The sequence below is a fragment of the Actinomadura rifamycini DSM 43936 genome (assembly GCF_000425065.1).
GTDB classification, from domain to species: Bacteria; Actinomycetota; Actinomycetes; order Streptosporangiales; family Streptosporangiaceae; genus Spirillospora; species Spirillospora rifamycini.
Window position 1 is genome coordinate 1 of the sequence record NZ_AULB01000041.1, and the last position, 19386, is coordinate 19386.

The 19386-nt window shown below is 71.2% G+C and carries 21 protein-coding genes; 12 read left to right on the forward strand and 9 right to left on the reverse strand.

The genetic code is table 11. The features are described from left to right. Positions 1-248: transposase (locus tag H505_RS0130715; protein ID WP_026405075.1), on the reverse strand; the 248-nt coding region annotated here is incomplete at its 3' end. Between the two features lie 83 nt (positions 249-331). Between H505_RS0130715 and H505_RS50235 the strand changes: the two genes are divergently transcribed. Then, the gene (locus tag H505_RS50235; RefSeq protein WP_157433191.1) at positions 332-553 is read left to right on the forward strand and encodes a hypothetical protein; all 222 of its coding nucleotides are present in this window, start codon (positions 332-334) and stop codon (positions 551-553) included. A 32-nt stretch (positions 554-585) separates the two neighbouring features. Here H505_RS50235 and H505_RS0130720 read toward each other — a convergent pair whose 3' ends face one another. Next, on the reverse strand, positions 586-1092 hold the full coding sequence (locus tag H505_RS0130720; RefSeq protein WP_026405034.1) for an RrF2 family transcriptional regulator: 507 nt from the start codon (positions 1090-1092) through the stop codon (positions 586-588). Positions 1093-1178: 86 nt separating this feature from the next. Between H505_RS0130720 and H505_RS45360 the strand changes: the two genes are divergently transcribed. Further along, a complete protein-coding gene (locus H505_RS45360) occupies positions 1179-2378 on the forward strand; it encodes an MFS transporter (RefSeq protein WP_211238588.1) in 1200 nt (399 codons plus the stop codon). Between the two features lie 192 nt (positions 2379-2570). Next, positions 2571-2765: a hypothetical protein gene (locus H505_RS0130730; protein WP_157433192.1), complete on the forward strand. Its 195-nt coding sequence runs from the start codon at positions 2571-2573 to the stop codon at positions 2763-2765. Here the strand turns inward: H505_RS0130730 and H505_RS0130735 are convergent. Next, positions 2762-3586 carry an SAM-dependent methyltransferase gene (locus H505_RS0130735; RefSeq protein ID WP_064743743.1) on the reverse strand — a complete coding sequence of 275 codons (825 nt, stop codon included), beginning with the start codon at positions 3584-3586 and terminating at the stop codon, positions 2762-2764. The two genes, H505_RS0130730 and H505_RS0130735, sit on opposite strands and share 4 nt — an antisense overlap. Positions 3587-3682: 96 nt before the next feature. Then, entirely contained in the window at positions 3683-4825 is a 1143-nt protein-coding gene (locus H505_RS48225) for a DUF5753 domain-containing protein (protein ID WP_157433193.1), read from the reverse strand. 274 nt (positions 4826-5099) lie between these two features. Between H505_RS48225 and H505_RS50240 the strand changes: the two genes are divergently transcribed. Together H505_RS50240 and H505_RS0130745 are read left to right on the forward strand one after the other, a co-directional pair. After that, complete coding sequence (locus H505_RS50240) at positions 5100-5387, forward strand: hypothetical protein (RefSeq protein ID WP_157433194.1); 288 nt, start codon at positions 5100-5102, stop codon at positions 5385-5387. A gap of 102 nt (positions 5388-5489) precedes the next feature. Then, complete coding sequence (locus tag H505_RS0130745) at positions 5490-6062, forward strand: nucleotidyl cyclase domain-containing protein (protein ID WP_026405037.1); 573 nt, start codon at positions 5490-5492, stop codon at positions 6060-6062. Between the two features lie 294 nt (positions 6063-6356). Here H505_RS0130745 and H505_RS0130750 read toward each other — a convergent pair whose 3' ends face one another. Next, positions 6357-6638, reverse strand: a complete 282-nt coding sequence (locus H505_RS0130750) for a hypothetical protein (RefSeq protein WP_026405038.1) — start codon at positions 6636-6638, stop codon at positions 6357-6359. A 379-nt stretch (positions 6639-7017) separates the two neighbouring features. Next, on the reverse strand, positions 7018-7509 hold the full coding sequence (locus H505_RS0130755; RefSeq protein WP_026405039.1) for a hypothetical protein: 492 nt from the start codon (positions 7507-7509) through the stop codon (positions 7018-7020). Positions 7510-7910: 401 nt separating this feature from the next. On the opposite strand from H505_RS0130755, the gene H505_RS0130760 reads away from it, so the two are divergent. Beyond that, a complete protein-coding gene (locus tag H505_RS0130760; RefSeq protein WP_211238589.1) occupies positions 7911-10037 on the forward strand; it encodes an oxidoreductase in 2127 nt (708 codons plus the stop codon). An 84-nt stretch (positions 10038-10121) separates the two neighbouring features. Then, positions 10122-10631: an SRPBCC family protein gene (locus tag H505_RS0130765; RefSeq protein WP_341849574.1), complete on the forward strand. Its 510-nt coding sequence runs from the start codon at positions 10122-10124 to the stop codon at positions 10629-10631. Positions 10632-10668: 37 nt separating this feature from the next. On the opposite strand, the gene H505_RS0130770 is transcribed toward H505_RS0130765, so the two are convergent. Further along, on the reverse strand, positions 10669-11898 hold the full coding sequence (locus H505_RS0130770) for an MFS transporter (protein WP_026405042.1): 1230 nt from the start codon (positions 11896-11898) through the stop codon (positions 10669-10671). Positions 11899-12153: 255 nt separating this feature from the next. Between H505_RS0130770 and H505_RS45370 the strand changes: the two genes are divergently transcribed. The 5 genes from H505_RS45370 to H505_RS45385 all read left to right on the forward strand — a co-directional run bounded on the left by H505_RS45370 (position 12154) and on the right by H505_RS45385 (position 17714). Next, positions 12154-13320, forward strand: a complete 1167-nt coding sequence (locus H505_RS45370; protein WP_034520669.1) for a cytochrome P450 — start codon at positions 12154-12156, stop codon at positions 13318-13320. A gap of 224 nt (positions 13321-13544) precedes the next feature. Further along, a complete protein-coding gene (locus tag H505_RS0130780) occupies positions 13545-15077 on the forward strand; it encodes a M28 family peptidase (protein WP_211238590.1) in 1533 nt (510 codons plus the stop codon). Next, a complete protein-coding gene (locus H505_RS45375; protein ID WP_051301346.1) occupies positions 15074-16147 on the forward strand; it encodes an aspartyl/asparaginyl beta-hydroxylase domain-containing protein in 1074 nt (357 codons plus the stop codon). The genes H505_RS0130780 and H505_RS45375 overlap by 4 nt, the downstream gene beginning before the upstream one ends. Before the next feature lie 5 nt (positions 16148-16152). Then, entirely contained in the window at positions 16153-16938 is a 786-nt protein-coding gene (locus H505_RS48230; protein WP_051301347.1) for a class I SAM-dependent methyltransferase, read from the forward strand. 11 nt (positions 16939-16949) lie between these two features. Next, on the forward strand, positions 16950-17714 hold the full coding sequence (locus tag H505_RS45385; RefSeq protein WP_051301348.1) for a sulfotransferase family protein: 765 nt from the start codon (positions 16950-16952) through the stop codon (positions 17712-17714). A 21-nt stretch (positions 17715-17735) separates the two neighbouring features. On the opposite strand, the gene H505_RS50245 is transcribed toward H505_RS45385, so the two are convergent. Continuing rightward, positions 17736-18026, reverse strand: coding sequence for a hypothetical protein (locus H505_RS50245; RefSeq protein WP_157433195.1), 291 nt, complete (start codon positions 18024-18026; stop codon positions 17736-17738). 276 nt (positions 18027-18302) lie between these two features. Further along, positions 18303-19376, reverse strand: a complete 1074-nt coding sequence (locus H505_RS45390; protein WP_034520671.1) for a bifunctional NAD(P)H-dependent oxidoreductase/GNAT family N-acetyltransferase — start codon at positions 19374-19376, stop codon at positions 18303-18305. Between the last annotated feature and the right edge of the window lie 10 nt (positions 19377-19386).

Here is a 19386-nt window from a genome sequence, read left to right on the forward strand (position 1 = left end):
TTCTCTTCGCGGAGTTTGCGGTTCTCGCGTTCGAGTTCGCGTTCCCGGAGGCTCTTCGGGGCGCCGGCCGGTGTGGTGGACGCGTCGTCGCCGTGGCGTCTGCGGTAGTCCTTGACCCAGTTGCCCAGGGGGGTGTCGTGGATGCCGACCTCACGGGCCACATGGGCGATGGGGCGCGGGCCGTCCAGGACCATGCGGACGATCTCGTCCTTGTGCTCCTGGGTGAAATGCCGCCTCTGTCGTGCCAACGACCTTCCCTTCCGGTTCTCCCCAACTCTAGTTGGGGCCCTGTCCGGAAGATCCGTGGCACCTCAGTATCCAGTCGCCGAACGTGGCGGTGGACCATCATTTCGGCGAACTCGCGGACCCGCTCGCGTCGGACGGCAAGCTGCGGGCCGGCGTCGCAGAGGCTGTCGAGGCGGTGCCGGGTTTCGAGGTCCAGGCGGGGTTGCTCAAGAACCAGGCGGTGGCCTGGCGAACGGTCGGTGGCCGCGGGGCGGTCGGTGCAGGCAGTCCGGCCCGCCAGGGTCGAAGGCGTTGCCGGACATGGTGACGGCGCCGGGATAGCCGGGGGTGGTTAGTTCGTCACTCCTGCTCTCTACTGCGCGCCGAACCGGCCGTAGTCGTCAGCCAGCGGCGGACGTCGGCCAGCGCGGTGCCGTTGCTGTCGGCGTCGATGCCGGTGGCCAGGTCGGCGATGGTGATGGCGGACAGGGCAGCGGACCAGGCGTCCTGGGCGGCCGCCATGGCACGGGCGATCGCACACGGTTGCGAGCATTGATCGGCAGGGACTGCCAGTGGCCCGTTCTGCCGGATCTCGGTGCAGCGGTAGGCGGGCTCGGTTCCGTCGATGGCCTGGACGACTTCCAGGACGGTGATCGCGGACGCGGGTCGGGTGAGGGTGTAGCCACCGACCTGTCCCGCGGTGGAATGCACGATGCCCGCTCGGGACAGCCCCTGCAGGTGCTTGGCCAGGTAGGCGCGAGGGATGCCGTGCAGCTCCGCGAGTCGCGCCGCCGGCACCGGCTCCCCGGCCTGACTGAGCGTGACGCAGCCGTGGAGCGCCCATTCGACCCCGTTGGACAGCTTCATGCTGCCATCCTACCGATCTCGGACAAAGTTTGTCCGCGTTGTGATATATCTCGGATACTGATTGTCCGAGATCAACTGGAGCGGGCGTGACACAGACTCAGGAACCGGACGTCCAGGTGCGGACGGCCCTCGGCATGGCGGCCATCGCGCTGTTCGTCGCGGCGGCCAATCTCCGGCCGGCGATCGCCGCGGTGTCTCCGCTGGTGGACCGCATCCGAACGGATGTGAGCCTGTCGGCCACAGGAGTGGCGCTGCTGACGACCATCCCGACGCTGGCGATGGGGGTCTGCGCGCCCTTGGCGGCCGTGGTCGGCCGCAGGTTCGGGCTTCACGGCGGAGTCATGCTGGGGCTCGGCATCATCGCGGTCGCGACGGCGGCTCGCGGTTTCGGTGACTCGACGGTGCTGCAGATGAGCTGCGCCGCCGTCGTCGGGGCCGGCATCGCGATCGCGCAGACGCTGCTGCCTGCCGTGGTCAAGATGCGGTTCGCCGGGCGGGCCGGGCTGGTCACCGGTATCTACACCGCCGGTCTCGGCCTGGGCGGCGCGGTCGCCGCGGGTGTCAGTGCGCCGCTGGCCGACGCCCTCGGCTCCTGGCCCGGCGCGCTGGCGTCCTGGGCCGTGCTCGCGCTCGCGGGCATGGTGATGTGGAGGGCCGCCAAGGGCACACTCGCCCTGGACGGTGTCGCGGGCGCGGCCGGGCCGACCACGAGCGGGCTGCCGTGGCGCAGCGGCGCGGCTTGGCGCGTCACGGCCCTGTCCGCCGGAAACTCCGCGCTCTACTACTGCGAACTGGCCTGGGTGGCGCCGCTGCTCCACGATGACGGGGGGGGGCACAGCGAGACCGTCGCCGGCGCGCTGCTGACCGGGATGATCTCCATTCAGGTCGTCGCGATGCTGGCCGTTCCGGCCTTGCTGGGCGAACGGACGGACAAGCGCCTCGGGTTGGCGCTGACCACGGCGATGACCGCCATCGGCTTCGCGGGGTTGGCGGCCGCTCCGGGGACCGCGACCTGGGTGTGGATCCTGGCTCTGGGCATCGGCCACGGCGGCCTGTTCACGCTCGTGTTGACGCTGCCGGTGGTGATCGGCCGTGATGCGGCCGAGGCGGGGCGAATCAGCGCGATGGCTTTCTTCGTCGGCTATGCCTGTGCCGCGCTGGCCCCCGTGCTGATCGGCTTCCTGCGCGACAGCCTCGGCGACTTCCACCTGGCGTTCGGCCTCCTGGCCGTGCTGGCCGCGCTGATGCTGTCGGCCATCGCACCGCGCTTCCCGAAGCATTCCTAGGGCCACGCGTTTTCCGGACGACTTCTAAACCGGAACCTCTTCGCGGTGATACGTGGCCGCGAACGCGGGAGTGCCACCGACCACGAGGCAACAGCGAAACTTGTCCGCGTTCTCCACCAGCCCGGAGATGCTGGGCCTGCTTCGCTTCCGCGTCGGTCTCGGACTCGGCGGCGGCGTGTCCACCGCCGTCAGTTGAACAACGCGGTGATGTACAGCGGCTACTACTTCGGCGGCATCCTCACCGCGCTGGCAGGTCTGCTCCTGCTGCCGCACGTGGACTTCCGGGTCTTGTACGCGCTCGGTGCGCTGCCCACGGCATTCCTGTCCGCCTTCGCCGCATTGCACGACGAGGCCATGAAGCACCGGACTTCCCCCTCGCCCGCCTAGAGTTTTCTGCCGACTCCCCCGACGACGTCCATGGCCCGCGGGGCGTTGGGGTGGCCGAGTTCGGGGCGCCATAGCGGTACGGGAGCGACGCCCGGCTCGACCAGCTGCAAGCCTTCGAAGAAGCGGGCGATCTGCTCCGGGCTCCGCAACCGGTAGGGGACGGCACCGGTCTCGTCGTAGCCTTGCTGCGCCCGGTTGAATTCCTCGTTGGTGTCGGTGCCGTCGTTGAGGGCAAGGAAACTGCCCGAAGGCAGCGGGTCCAAGAGTTGCGACACGATCGTGCGGGCTTCGTCGTGGTCGGTGATATGGCCGAGGACGCCCATGAACAGCAGGCCGATCGGCTCGTCGAAGTCCAGCAGCCGACTGGCCTGCTCCAGGATCCGGTCGGGGTGGCGCATGTCGGCGTCGATGTAGTCGGTGGAGCCTTCCGGGGTGCCGACGAGGAGGGCATGGGCGTGGGCGAGGACGAGCGGATCGTTGTCGACGTAGACGACGCGGCATTCCCGCGCGAGGGTCTGGGCGACCTGGTGCGTGTTGTCCTCGGTGGGCAGGCCGGTGCCGACGTCGAGGAACTGCCGGACTCCCGCTTCGCCGACCAGGTATCGGATCGCGCGGCCGAGGAACGCCCGTTCTGTTTGCGCCAGGTCGAAAATTCCGGGGAAGAGGCGGGCGTAGTCGTCCCCCGCCTGCTGATCGACGGCGAAGTTGTCTTTGCCTCCGAGCCAATAGTTCCAGATGCGCGCCGAGTGCGGAACGCTGGTGTCGATCCCGCGCATGAGGTCCTTCTCGGCCGCTGCCAGGAAGTCTTCGTCGCTCGCCATGGTGATCTCCAGATCCGGGTCGCCTGCGCCGACCCTCCCATGACAGCAGATGCTCCGCCCTATGGCACGGGTCGGTGGCCTTCTGGCTGAGACCGGTCAGATGAGTTCACGCAGAAAGCGCACGCTTTCGCAGGGCGGTAGCGCCTCGACCAGGTAGGTGGAGAACACGGCAGCGAGATAGCTGACCTCGGGCTTGTGAGTGACATAAAACCCGTTGGTGCGATGTTCGAGGAACACCATGTCGTTGATATGGGAATCGGGGAACCTCATGATCGTGAGCGGACCGTCCTCCACGGCCCTGCTGGCCCTGTCGGCCGGTATCACCTGGATCGTGATGTTGCGCTGCTCCGCGAGCGTCAGGAGATGCCGCACCTGCGCCCGCAGCACCGGCCGACTGCCCAGGTCCTCGCGGAGGACGCCTTCATGGAAAACGATCCAGAGCTTCGGTGCATCCGGGCGGTGCAGGATTTCCTGCCGGCACAGCCGCAGCTCCACTCTGCGCTGCAAGGCTTCATCCGAGCAGTTCGGGAGGTCCGCGGCGATGGCGAGTCGAGCGTATTCGCCGGTTTGCAACAGACTGGGTATGCGGCGCGGAGCATACGTTCTGATCTCTGCCAGTTCCGGCTCGGCTGTTACGTAGAGTTCGAACCAGTCCGGAACGGCGTCTTGATAGGTTCGCCAGGGGGCGTGGTGACCGCGCCTTCGCAACTCGTCGATGAACTGATCGTCGACGTCTCGAACGTAGCGCCCACTCTGGACGCCCGGCACAGGCACCCCCGCAGGGAACCGAGGGACATTGAGGCCAGCTTCTGCCGCTTGCCATGAGTCCGCCGAGATGCCGGCGCCCGCGGGTCGTCCGTCCGCGCCCCGACCGCCTTGCCCAGGCGCCACAGCCTCGACCGGCGGAGCGTCTATGCGCCGGTGACGATCTCGCAGTTCGTCCAGCGTGATCATGGCGCTCGTGTCCCGCCCCCTCTCCTCGGCCAACCGGTACAGCGTCGCCCACAGGGACTCGAGCAGTTCCCACCTGGGGACGCGCCCCGCGGGCTTCCTCCACAGGTCGTTGGCCGTTGAGCGCGGAACCCGCTCGACCTGGACGCCGCACACGCGATGTCCGGTTTCCTCGAGTTCCCTCGATTTCTGATCGATCGCTGTAAAAGACACCGCCCCCACTATGTCGCGATTGTAGGCCAACACCCGAATCACTTCGTTACGGCAATATATGCGACCTTTGTCCATATTGACCGTCCTTGTCGCGGATGTTGCGGACCGTTGAAACCGGCATGATGCCAGCTCCACCCGGAACGGAACGGTCACATGACACATTCACGGTCCTGGGTGCGTACTGCCAGGTCTATGCCGATAGCGCATCAGGCGGTCAACTGTCACGCCCTAGGAGCATCCCGGATGAATCCCGGATGTACGTGACGGTAACTCGCGTCCATCCGAGATCCATCCGGGGTCCGTCCGGAGTCGGGCATTCTCCGGGTCTCGCGGGCGGCGGGCAGGCAGCGTGGTTCTCGCCCTGCCCGACCCCATCGTGGAAGGCCGACCGTTGATCGACCACCGGACCGAACCGTCCGCGAACTCCTCCGGCGACGACCCTCGAATGGACGACGACCGGACCGATGAAGACGCCTACCTGGCTCTCGCACTGGTCACAGTCTGGGCTCTACGCAGTGGACGGCCGCTGCCGGCCGTCCCCCTCGGCGAACTGACGACCGAGGAACTGGAGACCTTTTGGGCGGATGAGCAGATGCGTTGCGACAACGATTCTCACTATCCCTGCCCACACCATTGACGAGGGACGGCCCCACGCCCGTCCCCCGGCTTTCAGCAGGTCCCTCGAAACCTGTCGCACGCCACACCCCACTGCACTGCATCGACCAAGCGAGTTCACACCATGAATACGACTCTCATCGGCCTCGACATTCCGAACTTCGGCGACGAGCGCCGCACCCGCGACGTCCAGCAGTTCCTGCGCGGCAGCATGTACGACGTCGTCGCCGACTCGCTCGCCATCACGGGGCTGCACTGGCACGAGTGCCACCACGAAGACCGCGGCGACGGCGCTTTGATCATCGCGCCGCCGACGGCGCACGCCTTCCACGTCCTCGACCCCCTGGCGCACCACCTCACCGCCCGCCTGCGCCGCGCCAACCGGATCACCAACGACGTCGCCCGGCTGCGGCTGCGCGTGGCCGTCCACAGCGGCGACGTCCATTTCGACACGCACGGAGTACTCGGCCACGCGGTGACGCGTCTCTTTCGGCTGCTGGACGCTCCGGCGTTCAAGCAGGCGATAAGCGCCGCCCCGGACTCCGACGTCGGCATGCTGGTCTCCGACGACCTCTACCGCGCCGCCGTGGCCGACGACGCCGTCGACCGGGACGCCTACCGCCCGCTGTACGTGACCTGCAAGGAAACCCGCAACGTCCGGGCGCACCTCTGGATGCCGCCCCGGCACGCCCGGTAGATCGCCGCGCGTCGCTGGTCCGGCAGTCCTCGCTGTGCGGGGACCCCGCGCGGCGGAACCGGTGGCGGATCGCCGTCCGGCGACGCTGCGGTATCTCGGCAGGTCGAGGAGGGCGTGCCGAATCTGGACGCCGTCCGCGCGTTCGGGGACGACGGGACGGCGACGGTGAGGCCGAGCGCCGAACGCGGCAGGTCGTCGGCGACCAGGTGACCTCGTCGCGGGAGAGCCGGAACCGGCCGTGAGCTGGTTACCCCGGCGTCCGGGACCGGCCGTCGGGTTGCGGGTCGTTGCGAGTCATCTGATCGGTTGGTTGTAGATGAAGACCGACCCGTCGGCCATGACTTCCAGGCGGCTGGTGTCGCCGTCGACGGCCTCTTGCGCGGCTTTCCACACTCGCGGGTCGGGCTTGCGCACCGTCACAGGTCCCGAGCGGGCGGCTGCGGAACGCCGGGGCGGGGACGGCTTTTCGGCCGGTGCGGATCGCCCGGTGCGCCGGGCGGGCTCGGAGTCGACGTTCTCGTCGCCGAAGCCGGCCCGGAGAAGGTCGTACAGGTCGGGCTTGGACTTGCGGGTCATTGTTCTCCCTGGGGTACCGGTCAAGCTGGCGAGGCGCACGCATGGACGGGCCGCTGTCAGGAACCGTCTCACGGGTTGCTCCTCTCGTCACGATCATGGACCGTGACACGGCCTGATGCCGAATGGGCGCCCGGCTTGAACGGGTCGGCTGCGTCCGGGGCCGTGGTCCAGGCCGAGGATGCGGCGCGGGGCGCGGACCAGGAGTTGAGCGGAGCGACCCGGCTTGCTCGACCGGTGCCCGGAACCGGGCATGAGAGCAGTTGACCCTTTCGAGGGCTACTCCCGCCGACCGGATGAGGGACGCGGACCATGCCGCCGGCGCCCCGGCGGGCCCGGCAGGTGGTGCCGGGGCCGGCCAGGGCGTCGATGATGCCGACTATTACTGCGTCTCTCGGATCAGGGTCGCGGACTGGCCGGAGAACTCCACGACGGCATTGCGCGGTGCGGCCTGCACCCACTTCTCGAAACCGTCCATGTTGCACTTGCTGTCGCCGGGGGGCCGGCTGCCGTCCGGGCAGGTGTCATCGGCGACGTAGAGGACGGTGGCGTTGGCGGTGAAGAAGGCGACGCCGCCGACGGTGAACTTGCCCGGCGCCAGGTAGCGCAGCTGTCCCCACTTGGACTTGATCTGCCGGCCGCCCGGCGTCTCGCTCGAAGGCTCCTGGGCCGCCGGAGTGCCCTGCCCCTCGGGGGACGAGGCGTTCGGCGCGGAAGCGGCGCCGCCCGAGGTGGAGGTCTCGCTCGGGGCGGGCGTGGAAGCGCCGGACGAGGCGGGCGGCGCCGCCGCGGAGTCGCCGGTACCGGTGCCGTCGCAGGCCGTCAGGCCGAGCGCCAGCGCCGCCGCCAAGCCGGTGACCAGGATCTTCTGCATAGGTGCCGCTCCCATTTCCGTGCGCAGCCCCTGTGGCCGCGTTGTGAAGGGTGAGATGCGGGTGTGATCCGGGGAGTTGGCGCGCCCGGCTGTGATCAGTTCGACCCCGTCCGGCCTGAACTCGCGCGCACTTACGGACGTCCTGGGACTTACCGCGGCACGAAGAAGTTCGTGCGGTTTCGCATCTTTCGCCGTCCAGGACGATCGTGGGGGCCGGCGCGGTTTTCCGAGTGCTGGGGGACGGCCGGGAACTCGGCGCCGACGGCTCCCTGCCGGGTCGTGGTGGGCAACGCCGTGCCCGGATCCGGTTCATGGTCGGTCGGCGCGATGTGGCCCAGGTGGCGTCTCGCTGAGCGAGAATGCGCCGGGAACCATCGGTGTTGTGAAATATCTTCCGGCTGGTGGTGAACCGACAGCGAACGTTCCCGGCCCTCCTCTCGCCCGGCAAGATCGGGCCCATCGCGCTGGCCAACCGAGTGGTCCTCCCCGCGATGGACATGAACCTCTGCGAGGACGGTGAGATCCATCAGGGCGATATAGACCACTACGCGGCCCGCGCCAGGGGCGGCACCGGGATGATCATCACGGGCTGCTGCGCCGTCGCCTATCCGCAGGGCTGCACGAGCCGCAAGGAGCCGGGCCTGTCCGAGGACCGGTTCATCCCCGGGCTCAAGGCGCTGGCCGACGCGGTCCACGAGGCCGGCAGCAAGCTGTGCGTGCAGATGGTGCACCACGGCAAGGTCGCCCGGATCGACACGCTGGACGGCCGGCCGCAGCTGGTGCCGTCCGTCCCGAAGCCTCCCGGCGACATGAGCATGATGATCGACTGCACGCCCGAGGAACTCGGGAAGATGGCCGCGATCCAGGAGGGCAAGAAGGCCGCCCACCGTGAGGCCACCCACGAGGACCTCGCGTGGCTGGTCCGGATGTTCGCGGAGGCGGCGGGCCGCGTGAAGGCCGCCGGCGGCGACGCCGTCGAGATCCACTGCGCCCACAACTACGTGCTCGGCGGGTTCCTGAGCCGCTACTCGAACCAGCGCACCGACGAGTACGGCGGGACGCTCGAGAACCGGGCGCGGCTGTCGTGCGAGGTGATCCGCGCGGTCAAGGAAGAGGTCGGGGACGGCCTCGCCGTCATCGTGCGGCTGGCGGGCCAGGAGTACGGCGAGTCCGAGGGGCTGACGCCCGACGAGGCCGCCCGTGCCGCCGCCATGTTCGAGCAGGCCGGGGCCGACGCCATCCACGTCACCGGCACCGCGCTGAACGCGTTCGCGAACTTCACCGACGGCCCGCTGCCCGACAAGGTCGGCTTCTACACCGCCAACGCCGCGGTCGTGAAGCGGGCGGTGTCGATCCCGGTCATCACCGTCGGCCGCATGCTGCCCGAGGTCGGCGAGCGGATGATCGCCGAGGGGCACACCGACTTCGTCGCCATGGGCCGTCAGCTGCTGGCCGATCCGGACCTGGTCGACAAGCTGAAGGCGGGCCTCAGCGAGCAGGTCCGCCCGTGCATCAACTGCTATGTGTGCGTGCAGGAGAACTTCTGGGACGCCACCCCGCTGTGCGCGGTCAACCCCGCGCTGGGCGACGAGACGCTGCTGCCGTTCCCGCGCACCACGACCCCCAAGCACGTCGTCGTCGTGGGTGCCGGACCGGGCGGTATGGAGACGGCCCGGGTCGCCGCCGAGCGCGGCCACCGCGTCACCCTGCTGGACAAGACCGACCGTCTCGGCGGGACGCTGTGGTTCTCGACGCTGACCACCCCCGACAACGAGCGCCTGCTGAAGTGGCTCGCCCGGGAGGTGCGGCGGGCCGGTGTCGACGTCCGGTTGAAGACCGAGGCCACCGCCGCCACGATCAAGGCGCTCGCGCCGGACGCCGTGGTCGTCGCCACGGGTGCCGTGCGCGGACGTCCGGACGTGCCGGGCGGCGACCTGCCCCACGTGCACACCGGTGACAGCCTGCGCGACCTGATGACCGGCACCGGTGACGTCTCGGAGCAAAGGCCGCTCCTCCGGATCGCCGGCAGGCTCGGCGGTCTCGCCGGCATCACCAAGAGCCCCGCCAGGATCCGCGACCTGAGCCGCAGGTTCCTCAGGTTCCTGCCGATGAGCAAGGACGTCGTCGTGATCGGCGGATCGCTCGTCGGTCTCGAACTCGCGGAGTTCCTCGCCGAGCGCGGCAGCCGGGTGACCCTGGTCGAGGAGGGCCGGCAGCTCGGTGTGCCGATGGCGATGCCCCGCCGCTGGACGGCCGTCAAGCACGCCGGCGAGCTGGGCGTGAAGATCCACCGCAACGCGACCGTCGAGCGCATCACCCCGAAGACCGTCGAGTTCACGGTCGAAGGCGAGTCGCGGTCCGCGCCGGCGAGCATGGTCGTCGTGGCGGCGGGCGTCTCGGCGGCGGCGCCGCTCGCCGACGAGCTGGCCGGGGCGGGCATCGCGGTCCACCTCGTCGGCGACGCCGGCGAGGTCGGCTACATCGAGGGCGCGATGCACTCGGCGTGGAAGGTGGCCACCGCGATCTGACCGCGGCCGGCGGCGCCCTGCGGGAGCGGGACGATGGAGCGCCGCTGCTCAGACGGTGCAGGTCCGATCGCGATTGTTGACAGTATGCCCGGACATGACAGCATGCTGTCCGTTAGCGCCTCGGTGAACCTGGAGTACCGCATGCCCTCTGCATCCCGTCCGCTCCGAGTCTCGCGCGACATCGTCATCGCCGCACCGCCGTCGGCGGTGTTCTCGGTGCTCGCCAACCCTCATCGCCACCCCGATTTCGACGGTTCCGGCACCGTGCAGAACGCGATCTCGGGCCCGGAGCGACTGGCGCTGAACGACAAGTTCAAGACGGCCATGAAGATGTTCGGCATGCCTTACCGGATCGTCAACACGGTCGTCGAGTTCGAGGCGGACCGGCGGATCGCGTGGTGCCACCCCGGCAAGCACCGGTGGCGCTACGAACTCGAGGAGGCCGACGGCGGCACGCGCGTGACCGAGACCTGCGACTTCTCCACGTCGCCGCTGCGCGGCCTGCTCGTGCGCACGCCGATCCCCCAGCGGAACGCCGAGGGCATCGAGAAGACGCTGCCGCGGCTCAAGGCGCTGGTCGAGAACGGCGCCTGACCGGGACGGCCTCCGGTCGTCCGCGGAGGCCGTCCGGCTAACGTGCGGTCTTGGTGTCCGGTGCGGGGTCGGCTTCGGGCGCGGGGGTTCGCGGGGCGGGCGGGACCCGCAGTAGCCAGACGGCGCTCACGGCGGTCACCGCGGCCATGAGGAGGAGCAGGACCCGGTAGTCGACCGCCAGGGACAGGGCCGCGCCCAAGGCAATCGAGACGGTCTGCGGGGTGCTGACGACGCCCATCGCCGCGGACAGCGCCCGTCCGCGCAGGGCGTCGGGGGTTCGCCGCTGCACCGCCATGACCAGGCCGACGGTCGTCCAGGACATGCCGAAGCCGAACAGGAACGCCCCCGCCGCGACCGGGAGGACGGCGGGCGCCAGGTAGACGAGGGACGCCGCCGTCACCAGGGCGAAGCCCAGCATCACCGTGCGCAGGTCGCCCACGCGGCGGATGGCGGCGCCCGCCGCCAGGCCGGCGCAGATGGCGCCCGCGCCCTGCACGCTGCTCAGGACGCCGATGAACGCGGGGGCGCGGTGGAGCCCGTCGTCGACGATGGAGAAGACGAGGGTCTGCGAGAAGCCGGTCACCAGCATGCCCAGGCCCAGCGCGCCCACCAGCGTGCGCAGCGGCGGGGAGCGGTAGATGTGGCGCAGGCCGGACAGCACTTCTTCGCGCAGTTCCAGGGCACCGGTGACGTGGCGCTGGTCGCCGGGCGCCCGGATGAGCCACACGCATACCGCGGCCGCCAGGAACGTCGCCGCGTCCAGCAGGGCCACGACGTGGCCGCCCGCCACCGTGAAGAGCGCCGCGCCGAAGAGGGGGGCGAGGAGCTTCACGCCGTCGGCGGAGGTCTGCAGGAGGCCGTTGGCGTCGGGGAGCGCGTCCTCGTCCACGATCGCCGTGACGAGGGCGGCCTGGGTGGCGGTGATGATCACACCGGCGATGCCGTAGCAGAGGATGATCGCGTACAGCAGCCAGACCTGGTCCTCGCCGCGCACCAGCAGGCTGAGCAGCATGACGCCCGCCATCGCCAGGTTGGTCGCGATGAAGATCTGGCGCCGCGGGAACCGGTCGATGAGCACCCCGGCGAACGGGGCGAACAGGAACGGCAGGGCGACGAAGAAGAACGCGCCGCCCGCCGCGGCATTGCTGCCGGTCAGCTCCTTCACCCAGATGCCGAAAGCGATGATGAGCGCCCGGTCGCCCAGGGTCGATAAGGACTGGCCGGTGATCAGGAGCCGGAACCCGGGATTGGTCAGCAGAACCCTCACAGGCGGCCTCCTCGGCGGCGAGGCGGAACTACAAGACCATGCCATGGCGACGCGTTCAGGGAAATGGAAGACCGGTGGCCGGATCCGGCACTCGGCAATTCCGCATCGCCCATTTACCATCGGTAAAGATCATGTGTCGGACGATCTCCCGGACACCTGAGCGATGGCGCCGTCGTCCTCCCGGCCACCCGTACGGGACGCGACGAACGGGGCTCGAGGCCGCTCGCCGGTAGCCGTCCGTGCGAGGAGGTCGACATGTCGGAGGCGCCGGTCGCGGACCCGGCGGCGGGACTCGCGGAGCCCGCGGCGCTGCTGGATCCCTACTCCCTCTTCGGCCGCATGCGCGAGAGCGCGCCCGTCTACCGCAGCGCCTTCCTCGACTCCTGGGTGGTGACCGGGTACGACGGCTGCGCCGCGGTGCTGCGCGACACGGAGTCGTTCGCCTCGGACTGGCGCCGGATCGGCGAGGCCGTCCCGGAGCCGCTGCTGAGCATCCAGTCGCTCGACCCGCCCGAGCACACGGCCATCCGGCACTTCATGGTCGACGCGGTCCGCGGCCTCGACCCGGGCACGCTGCGCGAGCGCATCGCCGCGCAGGTCCGCGCCCGGGCCGGGCGGCTGCGCGCGGCCGGGGAGTTCGACTGCGTGTCCGACCTCACCGCGCCCCTCGCGCTGGACACCATCACCGCGGTGCTCGGGGTGCCGCCGATCGACGCCGCGTGGTTCCTGCCGGTGTCGCAGACGATCGTGGACGGCATGGACGCCGGCGTCTGGCCGGAGACCGCGGGGCCCGCCGTGCGAGCCCGCGCCGAGCTGGCCGAATACACGGGCCGCTGGCTGGACGACCCGCCGGCGGACGGGCTGGTGGCGCACGTGGCGGCCAAGGCGCCCGGCTCCGGCATCGCGCGTCCGGTGCTGCTGAACACGCTGCGGGCCGTCCTGCACGCCGGGTTCGAATCGGCGGGGCGGCTGCTCGGCAACGCCCTGGTCGTCCTGCTGGACGAGCCGGAGACTTGGGCGCGCTTCGCTCGGGCCGACCTGTCCCTCGCGGTGGAGGAACTGGTCCGGTACGTGACGCCGGTGCAGGCCGACGGACGGGCGTGCGTGCGGGAGGCGCGCGTCGGCGGCCATGTCATCGCGCCCGGCGAGGCGGTGACGCTGATGCTGGCGGCCGCGAACCGGGATCCGGCCAGGTTCGCCGAGCCCGACGAGCTGGACTTCGCCCGCCGCCCCAACCCGCATCTGGGGTTCGGCCGGGGCGCCCACGCGTGCCTCGGGCAGTCGCTGGCGGTCCTCCAGGCGCGGGTCGTCCTCGGCCTGCTCGCGACCGAGTTCCCGGGCCTCCGCCTCGCGGGCGAGCCCGTCTACCACCGGAACCTCACACTGCGGGGCGTGGCTCGGCTCAGAGCCCGGCTCGCCTGACCGACCTGGAAATCGTCTCGACAGAAAGGGGGTGGCACGGATGCGTTACCTCCACTGAGTGGCATAGAGGGTGCCCGGCATATCGGGGCACGCTTCCTACCTGCCCCGATATGCCGGGCATTCATTGATCATCAAGCGGCCCGGTTCAGAGGCTTTCAGCACATATCTACAAGGTTTTTGTTTCCGGGCACCACTTTTTCACTGGAGGGCTGTTGAGGGTGTTCGTGCGCACGAAAACCGCCTTGGCGACCGGCCTCGTCACCATGGCCGCCGCCGTCCTTTCGGCCGCTCCGCCGTCCGCCGCTTCCGCGGCCCCGCCCCACGCGGCACCGGCCCGGGAGGCGTCCGCCGGCGGGTCCGGGGAGCTCTGGCTGGCGCGGATGCTGGCGGAGTCCACCCGCGGCGGCGACGTGTGGCGGCACCTGCGTGCCTTCGACCGGATCGCCGCGCAGAACGGCGGGGTGCGCTCCACCGGCACTCCGGGGTTCGAAGCCTCCTCGCGCTACGCCGCCGAGGTGCTGACCGCCGCCGGCTACCGCGTCTACCGGCAGCACGTGCCGTACACCGACTACCGGGTCGACGCGGAGAGCGCGACGGTGACCGCGCCCGCCGTCCGGCAGGTGCGCGCGCTGGTCATGCGCTGGTCGCCCGGCACCCCGCCCGGCGGCCTCGACGCCCACCTCGTCGTGCCCCGGGCCACGACGGACGACGCCGCCGGATGCTCCGCCGCCGACTACGACGGGCTGCCCGTGGCCGGGTCCGTCGTGGTGGTGCGGCGCGGCTCCTGCGGCCACACGGCACAGCAGCGGGTCGCCGCCGGGCTCGGCGCGAAGGCGATGCTGATCTACCTGGCGACGCCGAGTCCGGACAACATCTACCGGCTGCACGGGTTCGACCGGGAGGCGTTCACCATCCCGGTGGCGAGCATCCCCCAGGCGGAGGCCGAACGGCTCGCCCGGGAGGCCGCGCGGCACCGGGTGCGGCTGCGCCTCGACCTGCGCGGGCACGAGGTCGCGGGAGTCACCACCAACCTGTTCGCCGAGACGCGCGGCGGCGGCGACGGCCGCACCGTCATCGCCGGCGCCCACCTGGACAGCGTGAGCGAAGCACCCGGCATCAACGACAACGCCGCCGCGGCCGCCGCGCTGATGGCGACCGCGCTGCGGCTGGCTCCCCACCAGGACAAGGTGCGGCACAGAGTCCGGTTCGCGCTGTGGGGGGCCGAGGAGCTCATCGACATCGGCTCCTACCACTACGTGCGCAACCTGACGCCGGACGAACGCGCCGAGATCGCGCTCTACCTCAACTTCGAACTGATCGCCGCGCCGAACGGGGTCCGGTTCGTCCTCGACGGGGACGCGAGCGAGCAGCCGCCGGGCACCCCGCCGGGCCCGCCGGGGTCGGGGGTCGTGGAGAAGGTCTTCAAGGACTACTTCGACCGCGCCGGACTCCCCTACGAGAGCCACGACCTGCGGGCCGTCGGCTCCGACCACGAGCCGTTCATGGCCGCGGGCGTCCCGGTCGGCGGCCTGAACGGCGGCGTCCTCGGGGTCAAGACCGCCGCGCAGGCGGCGCGGTTCGGCGGGACGGCCGGGCGGCTGTACGACCCCTGCTACCACCAGCCGTGCGACACGATCGGCAACCTCGACCGCCGGGCGCTCGGCGAGAACGTGCCCGCCATCGCGTGGGCGGTCGGCCGCTTCGCCCTCGACGTCTCCGACCTGCCCGCCACCGGCGCCCGGGAGCAGCGACCATGACGACGCACCACCAGGCCATCGAACCGCCGGCCGACCCGCCCGCCGACCCGCCCGCCGCGTACCCGCCGTCCGCGCCGATGCGGCTCGGCTTCGACGCCGAAGCGCTGCGCGCCGACCTCGACCGGCTGCGGCGCCGGCGGTGGCGCGCCCAGCGCCCTTACAGCCAGGACGGCGCCGCCGCGGAGTCCGGCGTGGACTGGCGCATCCTGCCGCTGCGCAGCGTCGGCGGCGACCCGGAACGGACCGACCCGGGCGGCGCGGGCCTGACCGACTTCGCCGACACTCCGTGGCTGGCCGAAGCCCCGGCCCTCGCCCAGGTCGTCGACGCCCTGCCGGCGCCGGTCCGGGGCGTCCGGCTGATCGCCCTGGGCGCGGGGGCGACCGTGCACGAGCACCGCGACTACAAGTACGGGTTCGAACGCGGGCTCCTGCGGCTGCATGTGCCGATCGACACCAACCCGGACGCCGTCGTGGTGATCGACGGCGTGTCCGAGCACTGGACGGCGGGACGGTTGTGGTTCGGCGACTTCGGCCGACGCCACTACGTGGCGAACGGCGGAGACCGCTCCCGGGTGCACATGGTGCTCGACTGCCTGGTCAGCCGCGAGATCGTCGGGTTGCTGCCGGACGAGTTCCGGGAGCTGCTGCCGCTGAGCGAGGTGATGTTCGCCCGCGATCCGGTGCCGCTCAGCGCGTCCGAACGCGACCGGCTGTGCTGCCGGTTCCGGCTGCCGGGCGACTTCGCGCAGTGGTCGGAGGAGGAGGTCGAGGCCAGGCCCGACGCCGACGCCGAGGTCCTCGCGCACGAGGACCGGCTCGTCCTCGCCATCGACGGCGAGCCCGCCTTCGGCCTGGTGCACGTCGGGCTGGGCGAGTTCCGCCTCACCGGCTGGAGCGAGGAGCGCACCATCGCCGTCGAGTCCGGCGGCCGGGTGCGGATCAGGGAACGCGCCGGCCGGGCCCTCCGCGAGTGGACACGCCCGGCGCGGTTCACCCGGGACGGCCGGACGACGTCGCCCGCGCACGACCTCCTGACGACGCGACCCCGTACCGACCAGACAGGCAGGTGACTCGCATGTCCTCCTTCGCCCGGGTCGCTCCGCTCGGCACCGACCCGTACGCCTTCCAGCCCGGTTACTACGACCTCTTCCGCGCCTCCCGCGGCGAGGGCGCCCTCCCCGACCCCCGGTTCTTCGCCGACCGCGCGCCCCGGGACGGGCACGCGCTGGAGATCGGCGCGGGCACCGGCCGGATCACGCTGGCCGTGGCCGAGCGAGCCGCCACCGTCCTGTGCCTGGAGCGATCGGCCACCATGCGCGCGGTGCTGCTGGCCAAGCTCGCCGAACGCCCGCACCTGCGCGCCCGCGTCACCGTGCTCGACCGCGCGGCGCCCCACTTCGACCTGGACCGCCGCTTCGACTTCGTGTACCTGGCGGGTGTGCTGGAGCACGTCCCGCACGCCGAGCGGCCCGCGCTCTTCGAGGCCATCGCCGAGCATCTGGCCGAGGACGGCGAGGTGGCGATGGACATGGTCCTGTCGGAACCGGTACCGGACTGGCCCGAGCACGTCGCCGACGTGGCCTCCCTCGGCGACTGCCGGTACGAGATGTCGTGCGAGGCGCGGCCCGACGGCGACGACCGGGCGCACCTGCGGTTCGTCTACCGCACGTACCACCGAGGCGATCCGGTGGCGACCGAAGTGGTGGAACGCGCCCACTACCTGCACCGGCCGGACGCCGTCGTCGCCGACCTGGCGGCGGCCGGGCTGACCCCGACGGCCGGAACCGCCCTCCGCCCCGTCGACGACGGCGAGGACCCCGGCACCCTGGTCGCCCGCCGGACGTCGTCCACTTCAACCTGAGGAGAGTTCGCGTGCAGGTCATCGGCGTCGGTTTCCTCCGAACGGGCACGACCTCGCTCGCGCTGGCACTCGACCGGCTCGGGTACGGCCCGTGCTACAACATGCGGGTCCTCAACGCGGAGCCGGAGCGCGCCGCCGACTGGGCCGCCGCGCTGGACGGGCGGGCGGTGGACTGGGGGAAGGTCTTCGCGGGCCACGGCTGCGCCGTCGGCTCGCCGGGCACCGCGTTCTGGCGCGACATCGTCGACGCGTTCCCGGACGCCAAGGTGGTGCTCACCGTCCGCGATCCGCGGCGCTGGTACGACAGCGCCGCGCAGACCATGTCCGCCGTGCTCGCCGAGCCGCCGCTCCTGGTGCGGGTGCTGAGCTGGCGGGGCCCGCGCCGCCCCGGGTCCGTGGCGGACGTCCTCGACCGCGTGCAGCGGACGACCTGGCAGCGCGAGATCGGCGGGGCGTTCGGCGAGCGCGCGGAGATGGCCGAGCGCTTCGAACGGCATGTCGCCGAGGTGAGGGCGCACGTGCCCGAGGACCGGCTGCTGGTGTTCGAGGTCAAGGACGGATGGGCGCCGTTGTGCGCCTTCCTCGGCGTACCGGTCCCGGACGAGCCGTTCCCCCGGGAGAACGACGCGGCCACGTTCAAACGGCGCCAGCAGCAGGCTCTGCAGAGAACGCTGGCCCCCCGGATCCGCATTCTGGCCACCACCGCGATGGCGACCGCCGCCGCGATCGCCTGGGCAGTACACCGCAGACGGCACCCGAGCCGGCCCAACGGGTGACCCGAGGCCCCCGGTCGGACCTCACGTTTCTCGACGCCGTCCGGCACTCCGTCTCATCGGCGAGGGCGTGGGTTCTGTGCCCCGAAATCCAGGACGGCTCGGGCGATCTGCTCGGGCTGTTCGTCGACCATCGATGTCGGCCACCGCCGCGACGCCGTCCTGGAAGTGCAGGTCGTAACGGGTCCGCCTGGCGAGCGCGGCGTCCGGCCGCAGGAAGACGCCCTCGTCGGTGGTGCGCAACGCCACCCGGACGGCCCCGGACAGCCCGTGGCCGCGCAGGTCCATGGCGACGACCCGGTGCGCGCCGGTCACGGACGGAGGAGGTGGTGACGCCACCGTCGGGGCGCCTGTCGAGTTTGCCGCGTTCGACCAGGTCGTGGACGCCTGCCGGGTGATGCCGAGCATCGCCCCCGCCGTGGCGTAGGACACGGCGGACGCCGCGGGGTGACCGGCCGTACGGGCCACGGCCCGAGCAGTTGGTCGGCCCGCACCTCGGCCTCCACGCGCAGCCGCGCCCTGATCGGGCCGAGGAGTTCGTCGGACGCCGGCAGGATTTCGAGCGGGTCGAGGATCGTCTCCAGTGGCTGGTCAGCCGGTGCGGAGGGGTTCCTTGGTGAGGCGGATGGTGCCGTCTTCGCGGGCGCGGGGAGCCGGCCGGTATCCCTCGCTCCGGTAGAGGGCGATGTTGTCCCGGCTGCCCGCTCCGGTGGAGAGCACGATGCGGCGGCAGGACGGGTCGGCGGCGGCCTCCGCCTTCCGGAGCAGCCAGCGGCCCAGGCCGCGCCCCCGCAGGTCGGGGGCGACGCCGAGCCGTCCGACGTGCCATTCCGCGTCGACGCGGCGGGTCCGGACCATGCCGAGGAGCCGGCCGTCCCGCCACAGTCCGACCGCGTGCCAGTCCGCGAGCCAGTCGCGCACCTGCTCCACGGACTCGTGCAGCGCGGGGACGGTCCGGGGGTCGTTGGCGAGGGCCTCGTCCACCCAGCAGCACCGCTGCAGGACGGTCACCTCGGGGGCGTCGTCGGGCGTCAATCGCCGCAGGTAGGAGCCCGGCTCGGGCCCGGCCGCGTTCTCGGGCCGCGCCTGCTCGCGCATCGGCCGGAGCGCGTGCGCGAGCCGGACCAGCTCGCCCAGGACGCCGATCGCGGCGTCGGCGGCGGCGGCGGGGGGCCGCACCTCCCCGTCGTGCACGGCGTCGGCGATGCGGAGCGCGACCGTGGCGCCCAGCGGCACCAGCCGCAGCGTGGTCACCACCTGCTTGGCGTGCTGCACGGCCCTCGTGCCCGCCGAGGTGTTGCCGTAGCCGACGAAGCCGACCGGCTTCCACGCCCATTCCCGGGACAGGTAGTCCAGGGCGTTCTTCAGGGACGCCGGCATCCCGTAGTTGTACTCCGGCGTCACGATGATGAAGCCGTCCGCCGCGTCCACCATCGCGCTCCACCGTCGCGTGTGCTCGTTCCGGTACACGCCCGACGACGGGTGCTCCTCCTCGTCGAGGAACGGGAGGCCGAGGTCGGCGAGGGCCAGCGGCACCAGTTCGGCGCCGAGGTCGGCGGCGCGGGGGGCGATCGTCCCGGTCAGCCATGCCCCGACCGCGGGGCCGAGGGCGCCGGGACGGGTGCTGCACACCAGCACGAGGACGCGCGTCTTGTTCGTTGACATGTAAATGAAC